Origin of the sequence: Streptomyces sp. BK208 (genome assembly GCF_004364245.1) — a bacterium.
GTDB lineage: Bacteria > Actinomycetota > Actinomycetes > Streptomycetales > Streptomycetaceae > Streptomyces.
On record NZ_SOAV01000001.1, the window covers coordinates 881,104 to 894,018 of the forward strand.

The window sequence follows — 12,915 nt, forward strand, 5'->3', positions numbered from 1 at the left end:
CCCCATGGAGTGGTTGCGCCGCGCCGCCTGCGCGAACGAGGATTCCGATCTCTTCTTCCCGGTGGGGACCGTCGGACCCGCCCAGCGCGACACGGCGGCCGCCAAGCGGGTCTGCGCCAGATGCCCGGTGGCCTCCGAGTGCCTGGCGTTCGCCCTGCAGTCGGGGCAGACGTCGGGCGTGTGGGGCGGCACCGACGAGGCGGAGCGCACCGCCCTGCTCCGGCCGACCACGCGGCACGCACGTACGCACGACGGAACAAGGGACACCCCATGGCCGACGCCCTCGAACTCGACGCGTTGTGGGAGGACTTCCACCGCGTCGTGAACATGACCTCCGCGGAACTCGCGGACTGGCTCCGGGTGCGCGACTCCGGTGAACTGACCGAGCCGCTGCCCGACGACGCCGGACCGCCGCTGGGCCGGCACGTCCTCGCGATCCTGCAGAAGCGGCGCACCGACCTCACGGAGGACGACCTGCGGGCGATGAGCGAGGTCGTGGAGACCGTCACCTCGCTGGCCGACCTGGAGAACGAACCCCGGGCCGACGACACCCGCCTGCGCCACCGGCTCATGACGGTCGGTCACGACCCGCTGAAGCCGCGGCCGTGACGGCCGGCCAGCGCGGGACCGTGCGCCGGCTCGTCGACGCGCACGGTCGGACGTACGCCGAGGAGGCGGGCATCCGGCTGAAGGACACCCCGCAGCCGCTGTACCGGCTGCTGGTCCTCGCGCACCTGCTCAGCGCCCGCATCAGCGCGTCCATCGCGGTCGCCACCGCCCGTGCCCTCGGCGAGGCGGGGCTGCGCGACCCGCGCCGCATGGCCGGCGCCGACTGGCAGGAGCGGGTGGACGCGCTCGGCCGGGGCGGTTACCGGCGTTACGACGAGCGCACCGCCACTCAGCTCGGCGACGCCGCCGAGCTGCTGACCGAGCGGTGGGGCGGCGATCTGCGCAGGCTGCGCGACGAGGCGGACGGTGACGTCGCCGAAGTACGGCGCCTGCTCCAGGAGTTCCCGGGGGTGGGGCCGACCGGCGCGGACATCTTCCTGCGGGAGGCCCAGCAGGTGTGGCCCGGGGTCTCCCCGTTCCTGGACCGCAAGGCCCTCCAGGGCGCCGGACGCCTCGGTCTGCCCGAAGACCCGGACCGGCTCCTGGCCCTGGCCGGAGACACCGACCCCGCCGTCCTCGCGGCCGCGCTGGTGCGCGCGGCGGTGGACAAGGCCGTGGCCGACGACACCCTCGACCACGCGGCCTGACCCGAACACCCCCGGCCGCCGTAACGGACCGTCCTGACCTCCTGGCCGGCCCGCCCCGGCCGGCGGCTGGGGCGGGCTCACCCGAACAGCCCCCTGCGCTGGTGCGCCCACGGCCCCGGTGATGCGCTGAGGACACCGTTTCCCGTCCCAGGAGGCATCCCGCGATGAGCCGTCGTCCGTCCCACCCCGTCCGTCTCCTGGCCTCCGCCCTGGCGGCGGGCGCGCTGCTGACCACAGCGGCCTGCTCGGACGGCGGCGGGTCGGAGAGCGCCGCGGACACCGCCGCCGAACAGGCCGCCGTCGCCGAGCGGAACGCGGCGGAGCAGACGCCGAGCGGCTCGCCCACCGGCTCACCCACCGGTTCGCCCAGCGCCTCCCCCGGCACCCTCACCGAGTCCGGCGCCAAGGCCGCCCTGCTCACCGAGGCCGACCTGGAGGGCGACTGGAACCAGGTCGGGGACGCGGACAAGTGGCGCGACCGGCTGCTCGTCGGCAAGGTCGACGTGTCCGACTTCCTCACCGCCAAGGCCGACGCCTCGGACTGCCAGCAGCTCCTCGACGGGCTCTACCGAAGTGGATGGCCTCCCTGCCGCAGAAGTGCGACGAGTTCACCGCGACCGACTCCGGCGACAAGCGCACGGTCCAGGTCACCGAGGCCTCGGTGCCCGACGTGGGCGACGCCCGCGAGGGCCTGCACGTGACCGTGCGGGGCGACACCGACGGCACCCCGGTCACGCTCACCCTGGACGTCGCCGCCGTACGCGTGGGCACCTCCGCCCTCACCGTCACGGGGGGCGGCCTGGACGGCGGCCAGAGCTCCTCCGTGCAGCAGGGCGTACGCCAGGGCACCGAACGCCTGCAGACCGTCCTGGCCGGCAAGACCCCGTCGCCGCAGCCCGCGAACCTGGACTGACCCGGCCGGGCTCCACCGCGTCGTGCGCACATCCGGCGAAACCCGGACAGCGTGATCACCGGACGGCACAATGGTCCGCGACGGACGGCGCACGCGAAGGAGCCGAGACGTGAGCGACAGCGACCCCGTGCCCGGCGGGCGTCCCGGCGAGGCCGAGCGGGCCACCGCGCTGAGCAGCGAGCTGACCGGGCAGGGCGTGCACGGCGTGGTGCTGGCGTACGTCGACACGGCCGGGATCACCCGGGTGAAGACCGTGCCCACCGCGAAGCTCGCCTCGGCAGCGGCCTGGGGCGTCGGCATGTCGCCGGTGTTCGACACCTTCCTGGCCGACGACTCGATCGTCGCCACCGACGTCCTCGGCTCTCCGGACGGCGACCTGCGCCTCTACCCCGACCTCGACCGGCTGACCGTGCTGGCGGCGCAGCCCGGCTGGGCGTGGGCCCCGGTCGACCGGCTCACGCAGGAGGGCGCGCCGCATCCGGCGTGCGGACGCACCGTCCTGCGGCGGACCGTGGCCGGGGCCGCCGAGCGGCACGGCATCTCCTTCAAGGCCGCCGTCGAGGTCGAGTGGTCCGTGGGCCGGGGCGACGCGGACGGCGACGCGTTCGTCCCGGCCGTGTCCGGACCGGCGTACGGGGCCGTCCGGCAGGTCGAGCTGAGCGACTGCGCCGCCGACCTGCTGGCGGCGCTCGCGGCGCAGGGCGTGGACGTCGAGCAGTTCCATCCCGAGTACGCGGCGGGGCAGTTCGAGATCTCGGTGGGCGCGCTCGACCCGGTGGCGGCGGCCGACCACAGCCTGCTGGTGCGGCAGACGATCCGGGCCGTGTCGATGCGGCACGGGCTGCGCGTCTCCTTCGCCCCTGCGGTCGCCGGGGAGGGCGTGGGCAACGGCGGGCACCTCCACCTCTCCGCCTGGCGCGACGGGACGAACCTCCACGCGGGCGGTGCGGGCAGGTACGGCATGACCGCCGAGGCCGAGTCCTTCGTGGCCGGGGTCCTCGGTCACCTGCCCGCGCTCACCGCGATGACCGCGCCGAGCCCCGCCAGTCGTCTGCGGCTGCGCCCCTCGCAGTGGGCGGGGGTGTTCACCGCCTGGGGCCGGGAGACGCGCGAGGCGGCGCTGCGGATCGTCACCGGCACCGCCGGGATCCGCGGCCGCGCGGCCAACCTGGAGGTCAAGCCGGTCGACCTCGCCGCCAACCCGTACCTCGCCCTCGCCTCGGTGATCGCCGCCGGCCTCGACGGGATCGTCTCGTCCACGCCCCTGCCCGAGGAGACCACCGGCGACCCGGCCCGGCTGGACCCGGCCGGCGCGGCGGCCCGGGGCGTGCGGCGGCTGCCGGTCGGCCTCGCGGAGTCGGTGGAGGCGTTCCGCGCCGACGACGTGCTGCGCGAGGCGCTGGGCGGGGTGCTGGCCGACGCGGTGATCGCCGTACGCCTGGGCGAGGCCGAGGCGGCCGAGGGGCTGGACGACGACGGTGTGGCGGCGGCCTACCGCTGGAAGTACTGAGATGGCCGCCGGGTCCGTGCACGAGGGGCTGGCCGCCCTGGAGCTGGTGGACCACCACTGCCACGGCGCGGTCACCGAGGACCTGGACCGTGCGGGCTTCGAGTCCCTGCTCACCGAGGGCGAGGCGTGGCCCGGCGTCTCCCCCTTCGACAGCCCCGTGGGCCTCGCCGTGCGCCGCCACTGCGCGCCCCTGCTGGACCTGCCGCGACACGCGCCCGCCGACGTGTACGTGGCCCGGCGGGCCGAGCTGGGCGCCGCGGAGGTCAACCGGCGGTTCCTGCGGGCCGCGGGCACCGGCGTGTTCTGCGTGGACACGGGATACGCCCCGCACTCCGTGACGGGCCCGGCCGAGCTGGCACGGGCGGCGGGCGCGCGGGCGTACGAGGTGGTCCGGTTGGAGGGCGTCGCGGAGGCGGTGGCGGCGGGCGGTGTGGAGCCGGACGCGTACGCGGAGGCGTTCCGCTCGGCCGCGTGGGAGGCGGTACGGCGGCCGGGCGTGGTGGGCGTCAAGTCGGTCGCCGCCTACCGCACCGGTTTCGACCTGGATCCGGCCCGTCCCTCGCCCGCCGAGGTCACGGAGGCGGCCCGGAAGTGGCTCGCGCGCGGCGGCGGCCGACTGGACGACCCGGTGCTCATGAGGCACCTGCTGTGGACCGCCGTGGGCCTCGGGCGGCCGCTCCAGCTGCACGCCGGATTCGGCGACGGAGACCTGCGCCTGCACCGCGCGGACCCCGCCCTGCTGACCGACTGGCTGCGGCTGACCGCCGGCACGGTCCCGGTGCTGCTGCTGCACTGCTGGCCCTACCAGCGCCAGGCGGCCTACCTGTCCGCGGTCTTCGAGCGCGTGTACGTCGACGTGGGGCTCACCCTGCACCACGTCGGCCCGGCACGGGCGGGCGCGATCCTCGCGGAGGCGCTGGAGATCACCCCGTTCCGCAAGCTGCTGTACAGCTCCGACGCCTACGGGGTGGCCGAGTTCCACCACCTGGGGGCGCTGGCCTTCCGCCACGGTCTGGCCGGGCTGCTGCAGGAGCGGCTGGACGCCGACGAACTGTCCCCGCCGGACGCGCTGCGGCTGGCCCGCTGGACGGGACGTGACAACGCCCGCCGGGTGTACGGGCTGCCCGGCGGTCCGATCGACGACGGCTGAGCGGCGTGGGACGGGTCACAGTCCCGGAGCGCCGCCCGGGAAGTTCGAACGGCTGAAAGTATGATCAAGCGATGTCTGACATGACCGAAACCACGCCGGGCTGGCTGACGACCGACGAGCTGGAGATGGCACGCGCCCGCATGCCGATCCTTTACGTCGAGGCGGTGCCCGTGCGCGTCGACGACAGCGGCGAAGTCACCAGCGTCGGCCTGCTCCTGCGCATCGGGCCCGACGGGACGGTCAGCCGGACACTGGTCTCCGGCCGGGTGCTGCACCACGAGCGGGTCCGGGACGCCCTGCTGCGCCACCTGGAGAAGGACCTCGGCCCGGTGGCGCTGCCCCGGGTGCCGTCCTCGCTCCAGCCGTTCACGGTGGCCGAGTACTTCCCGACGCACGGCGTCACGCCGTACCACGACCCCCGGCAGCACGCGGTGTCGCTCGCCTACGTGGTGCCGGTGAGCGGTGACTGCCGACCGCGCCAGGACGCCCTCGACCTGGTCTGGTTCGATCCGCGCGAGGCCCTGTCCGAGGCGGTGCAGAGCGAGATGCCGGGCGGGCACGGGGTGCTGCTGAAGCAGGCGCTGGCCCACGTGGGGTGCGTGGGCTGACCTCCGGGTGGGCGGTGGGCGGCGGGGGTCCGCGCGGGGTCACCGCTGCTCGCCGGTGTCCTCCGCGTCGCTCAGCTGCGGGTCCAGGTCGTCCCGCAGCAGGCCCCGGGACCCCGTCTGACCGGTGCGGTAGGCGGAGCGGGCCACCAGGTGGGAGGCGACCGGGCTGGTCAGGAACTGGAAGAAGGCGATGAGCGCGAGGGTGCCCACGTCGGTGCCGTGCCGCAGCCTGAGCGCCACCCCGGCGAGGACGAGCAGCATCCCGAGGGTCTGCGGCTTGGTGGCGGCGTGGCTGCGGGAGAGCACGTCGGGGAAGCGGAGCATCCCGATCACACCGAGCAGGCACTGCAGGCAGCCGAGGAACAGCAGGACCGTCCCGGCCAGGTCGGCGGCCTGCGCCCAGGCGCTCACCGGTGGTCCTGCCTGCCGTCCGCCCGCACGGAAGGACGGTCGCGTACGGCGATGAAGCGGGCGATGCCCACGGAGCCGGTGAACCCGAGGAAGGCGAGCACCAGCATCACGGGGAAGTAGAAGGAGTCGCGGTCGTGCGCGGCCTTGACGCCGATGCCGGCGATGATGAGCGCCGCGGCCACGTCCAGCGCGACGGCGCGGTCCAGCATCGAGGGGCCGTACCAGATCCGGTACAGCAGCAGTGCGCCGGCGACGAGGATCATCGCGAGCGCGGCGACGAGCAGGGCGTCTTCGAGGCGGTGCAGGGGGATCACGACGAGGGGTCACCTTCCGGTACGGGACGGGCGGCGTCGGCGATGTCCTCGGCGGTGCCGAAGGCACGGGCGACCAGTTCCTCCATGCGCCACACCTGTCGCTGGGCGCCCTCGATCTCGCCCGGGTTGGCGGCGTCGAGGACGTGCAGGAACAGCGTGGCCGTCGACCGGCGCACCTCGATCACGGAACCGCCGGGCACGTTCGAGACGGCCACGGCGGTGGCGGTGAGCATGAGGTCGCTGCGCACGCGCAGCGGGACGGCCACGACGGCGGCGTGGTAGGGGCCCTTGGCCATGATCTGCCGGGTGACCTCGACGCTGGAGGAGAACATGTCGTACAGCAGGTAGGCCGCGAGGCGCAGGATGCCCAGGGGGCGCAGCCGCAGGCCGATGTCCACGGCCGGCAGCGGGAAGGCCAGGCACAGGCAGATCGCGACGAGGACGCCGTTGACGAGGTTGGCCCAGGACGGGGTGCCCCACAGCAGGATCCAGATCACCGTGAGCCAGCCGACGAGCGGCAGGTCCAGCACGCGTCGGCCGCGGCCCACCCGGAAGGACCAGCTGTAGGGCGAACGGTCGCGGAAGAGGTTGCTCACCGGCCGAGCACCGCCTCGATGTAGGGGGTGCGGGCGAGGAGTTCGGTGGCGGCGGCCTGGGTGAAGGTGGTGAGCGGGCCGCCGAGCACCGTGTACGACAGGCCGAGGGCCACGGCTGCGCCGGTGGCCGCGAGCATCGGCCAGGGCAGCCGTTTGGTGGTGGTGATGGACTGCCCGAGGAAGCTCGCGGCCACCACGGCACCCGCCGGCTCCGGCAGCCCGCTCCCGGCACCGGCCGCGTCTCCCTCGTCGCTCACTCCCCCCTCGTTCTCTTCCTCCTCCTCGTCGTCCTCGTCGTCCTCGGCGGACTCCAGTACGACGCCCTCCTCCTCGGCCCCGGGTGGGGCGTCGCGCCAGAAGGCGAGGTTCCAGACCTTCGCCATGACGTAGAGGGTGAGCAGGCTGGTGGCGGCGGAGCCGGCGACGAGGGCCCAGGCCCAGGCGCCGCCGTCGGCGACACCCGCCCGCATCAGGCCGAGCTTGCCGATGAACCCGGACAGCGGGGGGATGCCCGCGAGGTTCATGGCCGGCACGAAGAACAGCACGGCGAGCAGCGGCGCGGCCTTCGCGAGGCCGCCGAGCCGGGTGAGTTCCGTGGTGCCGTCGCGCCGCTCGATGAGCCCGGCGACGAGGAACAGGGTGGTCTGCACGGTGATGTGGTGGGCGACGTACACGATGGCCCCGCTGATCGAGCCCCGTCCGGCCAGCGCGATACCGAAGACCATGTAGCCGATGTGGCTGATGAGGGTGAAGGACAGCACCCGCTTGAGATCGGTCTGCGCGACGGCGCCGAGGATGCCCACGGCCATGGAGGCGAGCGCGGCGAGCATCAGCAGGTCGCCCAGGCGGTGACCGGGGAAGAGCAGCGTCTGGGTGCGCAGCATCGAGTACACGCCGACCTTGGTCAGCAGGCCGGCGAAGACCGCGGTGACCGGGGCGGGCGCGGTCGGGTAGGAGTCGGGCAGCCAGGCGGCGAGCGGGAACACCGCCGCCTTGATCGCGAAGACCGTGCACAGCATGGCCTCCAGCAGGGTGCGCACGCCGAGCGGTACCTCCTGCAGCCGCTGGGCGAGCTGGGCGAAGTTCACCGTGCCCGCCACCGCGTAGGTCATGGCGATGGCGACCAGGAAGAGCACGGAGGAGAACAGCGAGATGATCACGTAAGTCGAACCGGCCCGGATGCGGGTGGCGGTGCCGCCGATGGTGAGCAGGACGAAGCTGGCGACGAGCATGATCTCGAAGCCGACGTAGAGGTTGACGAGGTCTCCGGCGAGGAAGGTGCAGGAGACGCCCGCCACCAGGATGAGGTAGGCGGGGTGGAAGACGCCGACCGGTGCGTGGTCGTCGCGGTCGGCCATGCCCTGGCCGAGGGAGTACACGAGGACCAGCAGGGTGACGGCGCTGGAGACGGTGAGCATCAGGCCCGCCAGCCGGTCGGCGACGAGGGTGATGCCGACCGGTGGCGCGAAGTCGCCGAGGTGCACGCTGAGCGGGCCGTGCCGGTCGGCGGCCACCATGAGGAGGACGGACAGCACCAGGACGGCGCCGAGCACGGCGAGGCTGATGAAGCGCTGGAACCGGTGCAGCCGGGGCCCGATGGCCAGCTTCAGGCCGGTGACGCACAGGGGCAGCAGGACGGGGAGCGGGACGAGCGCGTTCACCTGGTTCCTTCCGTGCCGGCGCCCTCGGGGTCGTCGGGCTGGTCGGGCGGCGCGTGGCAGGAGTCCTCGCCGGGGAGCGAGTCGGGTTCGCGGCCGGTCTCCTCGGGGTCGTTGGAGGGTCCGGCGACCCGGGCCGGCGCCGGGCCGGGGCGGCCGGCCGCGTCGGTGGAGCCCAGCTCCCGGCCTTCCCGGTAGTCCTCGGGGTCGGCGCCGAGGATGTCGTTCCAGAGGTTCCCGGAGACGTCGTTGGCGCGGGCCTGGTAGGCGCGTTCCTCCCGGACCCGCCGGCGCAGCCGTCTGCGTGCGGCGCGGTAGCGGGCGCGTTGCTCGGCGTCGGCGCCGCCGTCCTCGGCGCGGGCCTCGCGGTAGCGGTCGCGGAGTTCGCCGCGCCGGTCGAGGAACTCGGCGCGCAGGGCGACCAGGCGGTCCTCGGTGTCGTCGCTGATCTCGTCGGAGCCGGTGACCTGGTGGCTGCGGTAGGCCATGGCGAGCAGGAAGGCGGTGGTGGCGAGGGTGATGACGATGGCGGTCAGGGCGATGGCCTGCGGCAGCGGGTCGGTGACGCGGTTGCGGATGACGTGCGGGTAGAGCAGCGGCGCCTCGCCCGCGCTGCCGGTGGCGGCGAGGACCAGCAGGTTGACGCCGTTGCCGAGGACGACGGCACCGAGCAGGATCCGGGTCAGGGACCGGGTCAGCAGCAGGGTGGCGCCGACGGCGTTGAGGACGGCGGCGGCCACCAGCAGGGACAGGCTCACGGTCATGCGCGGCCCGTCTCCGGACGCGGGGCGGCCCGTTCGATCTGGCGGTCGATCCGGGCGCCGAGGGCCCGCACGATGTCCTGGACGACGCCGAGCACGAGGAGGTAGACCCCGCAGTCGAAGAGGACGGCGGTGGACAGGTGGGCGTCGCCCCACAGCAGCAGGTGCCCGTGCCAGGTCCAGCCGTGCAGCACGGTGCCCTCACCAAGACCGCCGAGCGCGATCCCGGTGGACAGGAACAGGCCGAGGCCGGTGAACAGGCCCGGTTTGAAGGGCACGGCCTCGGCGAGTTCGTGCCGCCCGCCGGCCAGGTAGCGGGCGATGAAGGCGACGCCGGCGGTCAGGCCCGCGACGAAGCCGCCGCCCGGCAGGTTCTCCGCGCACAGCAGCAGGTAGACGGAGAGGACGAGGACGGGGTGGAAGATGAGGCGAGCGACGACTTCCAGGACGAGGGAACGGCGCTCGGGGGCGAGGGTGGCGCTGGCGGCGAGCCAGGAACGCTCGGGGGCGCCCTCGTCGCCGGTGGGCAGCCCCGCCGACTCGTACCGGCTGGCCCGCCAGGCGGTGCGCAGCCCGGCGTGCGGGTGGTCGCCGGGCAGCGGCAGTACGGGCTGCTCGGCGCCGTCGGTGCGGCGGTGCAGGTAGATGAGGCTGGTGACACCGATCGCGGCGGCGGCGAGCACCGCGGACTCCCCCATCGTGTCCCAGGCCCGAAGGTCGACGAGGATCGTCGCGACGACGTCCTTCAGCCCGTGGTGCGAGGTCTCCTCGACCATCGCCGCTCCGGCGCTGTCGGCCGTGCGGTGCCCCGCCATGATCCACAGGACGACGGCGACGGCGGCACCGCCCGCGAGCGCCACCGGCATCCGCAGCAGACGCCGCCACCGGCTGAAGTTCTCCTCGAAGCGCACCGGCATCCGGCGCAGCACCAGCACGAAGACGATCATCGAGACGGTCTCCACGCAGAACTGGGTGAGCGCGAGGTCGGGTGCGCCCTGGGCGACGAAGAGCAGCGCGGTGCCGTATCCGGTGAGGCCGGCGAAGACGACGGCCTTCATACGGCGCCGCACGCCCAGGCAGAGCAGCGCCGCGGCACACGTCAGGAGGGCGACGGCGGCCTGGGCGGGGTGGTCCCACAGCCGGGGGGCGGGGACCTGGTCCCAGGGTTCGTCCGCGACCAGCACGGCGACCTGCCCGGCCAGGACCACGCTCATGGTCGTCACGAGGTACACCGACAGCGAGCCGCGCTGCACGAATCCGGTGCACTGCAGGGCGGTGCGCTCGAGGGCGAGCAGCATCCGCCCGAAGACGAGGTCCGCGGAGCGCCAGGCGAGCCTCTGGCCCGCCCGGGCGAGAGGGCTCCCGGCGAGGAACAGCAGGACGCCGCCCGCCCAGGCCGCGCCGGACAGGCCGAGGGCGAGGCCCGCTCCGTGCCACAGGGCCAGGTGAGCGGGGTGGGCGGGGGTGGGGAACTGCGCGGCGTAGGTGCCGAGGAGACCCTGGAGCCAAGACACGCCGGGGCCGAGGACGAGGCAGGCCAGGGCGAGCACGGCGGGCGGTGCGAGGAAGGCCGCGGAGACGGGGTGCGCGCCGGTGTCGGGAAGGCCCGGCTTGCGGGCGAAGGCGCCCCACAGGTAGCGCAGGGTGTAGGCGGTGGTCAGTGCCGAGCCGGCGACGGCCGCGGCCAGCGCCCAGCGGTCGCCGGTGCTCCCGTCGAGGAGCGCCTGGAAGGCGGCCTCCTTGGCGGTGAAGCCGAGCAGCGGCGGTACCGCGGCCATGGAGGCTCCGGCGATCACGGCGACGGCACACACGGCGGGCAGCCGGCGCCCGAGTCCGGAGAGTTTGCGCAGGTCACGGGTACCGGTGGCGTGGTCGATGATGCCGGTGACCAGGAAGAGCGGCGCTTTGAACAGGGCGTGCGCGAGGATCATGGCGGTGGCGGCGAGGCCGGTGTCGTGACCGCCCGCGCCGGTGAGGACGGCCAGGAAGCCGAGCTGGCTGACGGTGCCGTAGGCGAGGACGAGTTTCAGGTCGTGCAGTCTGAGCGCCCGCCAGCCGCCCAGCAGCATCGTCACCGAGCCGAGGACGAGCAGCAGCGGGCGCCAGGGCGTGACCTCGGCGAGGGCGGGGGCGAGCCGGGCGACGAGGTACACCCCCGCCTTGACCATGGCGGCGGCGTGCAGGTAGGCGCTGACCGGGGTGGGGGCGGCCATGGCGTTGGGCAGCCAGAGACTGAAGGGCCAGATCGCGGACTTGGACAGGGCGCCGACGAGGATCAGCACGACCGCCGTGGACAGCGCCGCCGACGGCGCCGGCGGGTCGGCGAGGATCGCGGAGATGCGGTAGGTCCCCGCCTCGTGTCCCAGCAGCAGGAAACCGACGAGCATGGTCAGTCCGCCGAGTGCGGTGACCGTGAGGGCCTGCAGGGCGCTGCGCCGGTTCCGTTTGTGGTCGCTGGTCTGGCCGATGAGCAGGTAGGAGAAGACGGTGGTCAGTTCCCAGAAGATGTACAGCAGGACGAGGTCGTCGGCGAGGACCAGCCCGAGCATGGCGCCGGCGAAGGCGAGGAGGTTCCCGGCGAATCTGCCGAGCTGCCGCGACCGGTCGTCGAAGTAGGAGGCGCAGTAGACCAGGACGAGGGTGCCCACTCCCGCGGCGAGCAGCACCATGAGTTCGGCGAGTGCGTCCAGGCGCAGTGCCCAGTCCACGTGGTAGGCCGGCAGCCAGCGCCACACGCAGGTGTCGGCGCCGCCCGCGGCCGCCGTGCTCCACCGGGTGGCGGCCCAGACGGCCGTCGCGGCGGGAGGCAGGGCGAGCAGCACGAAGGCACGGGTGCCGCACCGTCTCACCAGCGGCGCGGCGAACAGCGCGAGCGCGAAGTGGCAGAGGATGAGCACGGACACCCGACAGTGATATATCGGGCATCTCGCCCGGTCGCCCAGGCACGCCGCAGGGAGAACAATCGAGGGGCGGTCCGGATCTCTCCGGACCGCCCCTCGATCAACGACTGCTCTCAGTCGGGACGACAGGATTTGAACCTGCGACCCCTTGACCCCCAGTGAACGAAACACCGTCCACGGGGGGGGGTCTGTAAGTTCCCGAGTGTGCACAAACGTCCAGTTCAGGGCCAGATTCCGGCTCGTTCCACGGAGTACGTGAGATCTGTGTGAGACGACGAAGCCCCGGCTCGGTGGAAGTCACCGGCCGGGGCTTCGTCGTGCTTCGACTCTGTCGTGACTCCAGCACGGTCAGCCGCTCGGGGTGCTCCGAGGTCCACAACCCTGGTTCCGTCTCCGGCCGCGACACTTACACCGTGCCGCCGCACACGTCGGTGACGATCCCGCGCCGGTCGGCGTCCTCGTCATGGATCAGGTCGCCCACCCACGCACCCTGTCCCTGTTCGCCGCTCATCCCTCTTCCTTCCCTTGCAGCTCTGCCCAGACCCGCTTGCCCCACGGCAGCGGATCGGTTCCCCCATCCTCGGCCAGCGCCGTCACGAGCGCGAGTCCGCGCCCGTCCTCGTCCTCCGGTCCCGGCGTCTGGCGCATCGGCGGCACCTTCGAGAAGTCCACGACGCCTACGCGCACGCGCCCCGCCTCGGTGCGGTCGATGACGACCCGGATGGACTCCCGCCGGGCGTGCTGCACGGCGTTGGCCACCAGTTCCGTCACGACCAGGGCGCCGTCCTCGGCCAATGCGTCCAGCCCCCAGACAGCGCAGGCGGTGCGCTCCCTGTTG

Annotated in this window: 13 protein-coding genes and 1 pseudogene; 7 read left to right on the plus strand and 7 right to left on the minus strand. The window is 73.6% G+C overall.

Annotation, left to right across the window (positions count from 1 at the left end):
* Window positions 1-4: 4 nt before the first annotated feature.
* The 7 genes and pseudogenes from EV562_RS03900 (at window position 5) to EV562_RS03930 (ending at window position 5,437) form a co-directional block, all read left to right on the plus strand.
* Window positions 5-325 (plus strand): WhiB family transcriptional regulator, encoded by a 321-nt coding sequence (locus tag EV562_RS03900; protein ID WP_166661576.1) that lies wholly within the window; start codon window positions 5-7, stop codon window positions 323-325.
* Complete coding sequence (locus EV562_RS03905; RefSeq protein ID WP_133885200.1) at window positions 271-609, plus strand: DUF3140 domain-containing protein; 339 nt, start codon at window positions 271-273, stop codon at window positions 607-609. Before EV562_RS03900 ends, EV562_RS03905 begins: the two co-directional genes overlap by 55 nt.
* The gene (locus tag EV562_RS03910; RefSeq protein ID WP_133885201.1) at window positions 606-1,256 is read left to right on the plus strand and encodes an endonuclease; all 651 of its coding nucleotides are present in this window, start codon (window positions 606-608) and stop codon (window positions 1,254-1,256) included. The genes EV562_RS03905 and EV562_RS03910 overlap by 4 nt, the downstream gene beginning before the upstream one ends.
* Window positions 1,257-1,420: 164 nt before the next feature.
* Window positions 1,421-2,169: pseudogene (locus tag EV562_RS03915) on the plus strand (hypothetical protein).
* A 109-nt stretch (window positions 2,170-2,278) separates the two neighbouring features.
* Window positions 2,279-3,679, plus strand: coding sequence for a glutamine synthetase family protein (locus tag EV562_RS03920; RefSeq protein ID WP_133885202.1), 1,401 nt, complete (start codon window positions 2,279-2,281; stop codon window positions 3,677-3,679).
* Window position 3,680: 1 nt separating this feature from the next.
* Window positions 3,681-4,829, plus strand: coding sequence for an amidohydrolase family protein (locus EV562_RS03925; protein ID WP_133885203.1), 1,149 nt, complete (start codon window positions 3,681-3,683; stop codon window positions 4,827-4,829).
* 80 nt (window positions 4,830-4,909) lie between these two features.
* Window positions 4,910-5,437 carry an NUDIX hydrolase family protein gene (locus tag EV562_RS03930; RefSeq protein WP_166661577.1) on the plus strand — a complete coding sequence of 176 codons (528 nt, stop codon included), beginning with the start codon at window positions 4,910-4,912 and terminating at the stop codon, window positions 5,435-5,437.
* Window positions 5,438-5,476: 39 nt separating this feature from the next.
* On the opposite strand, the gene mnhG is transcribed toward EV562_RS03930, so the two are convergent.
* From mnhG to EV562_RS03965, 7 genes are all read right to left on the minus strand, one after another.
* Window positions 5,477-5,848 (minus strand): monovalent cation/H(+) antiporter subunit G, encoded by a 372-nt coding sequence (gene mnhG / locus EV562_RS03935; protein WP_133885205.1) that lies wholly within the window; start codon window positions 5,846-5,848, stop codon window positions 5,477-5,479.
* Complete coding sequence (locus EV562_RS03940; RefSeq protein WP_133885206.1) at window positions 5,845-6,162, minus strand: monovalent cation/H+ antiporter complex subunit F; 318 nt, start codon at window positions 6,160-6,162, stop codon at window positions 5,845-5,847. Before EV562_RS03940 ends, mnhG begins: the two co-directional genes overlap by 4 nt.
* On the minus strand, window positions 6,159-6,758 hold the full coding sequence (locus tag EV562_RS03945) for a Na+/H+ antiporter subunit E (protein WP_133885207.1): 600 nt from the start codon (window positions 6,756-6,758) through the stop codon (window positions 6,159-6,161). Before EV562_RS03945 ends, EV562_RS03940 begins: the two co-directional genes overlap by 4 nt.
* Complete coding sequence (locus EV562_RS03950; RefSeq protein ID WP_133885208.1) at window positions 6,755-8,419, minus strand: Na+/H+ antiporter subunit D; 1,665 nt, start codon at window positions 8,417-8,419, stop codon at window positions 6,755-6,757. The genes EV562_RS03945 and EV562_RS03950 overlap by 4 nt, the downstream gene beginning before the upstream one ends.
* Window positions 8,416-9,180 (minus strand): Na(+)/H(+) antiporter subunit C, encoded by a 765-nt coding sequence (locus tag EV562_RS03955; protein ID WP_133885209.1) that lies wholly within the window; start codon window positions 9,178-9,180, stop codon window positions 8,416-8,418. The genes EV562_RS03950 and EV562_RS03955 overlap by 4 nt, the downstream gene beginning before the upstream one ends.
* A complete protein-coding gene (locus tag EV562_RS03960) occupies window positions 9,177-12,080 on the minus strand; it encodes a Na+/H+ antiporter subunit A (RefSeq protein WP_133885210.1) in 2,904 nt (967 codons plus the stop codon). The genes EV562_RS03955 and EV562_RS03960 overlap by 4 nt, the downstream gene beginning before the upstream one ends.
* 504 nt (window positions 12,081-12,584) lie before the next feature.
* Window positions 12,585-12,872 carry an ATP-binding protein gene (locus EV562_RS03965; RefSeq protein ID WP_347877065.1) on the minus strand — a complete coding sequence of 96 codons (288 nt, stop codon included), beginning with the start codon at window positions 12,870-12,872 and terminating at the stop codon, window positions 12,585-12,587.
* Window positions 12,873-12,915 lie beyond the last annotated feature (43 nt).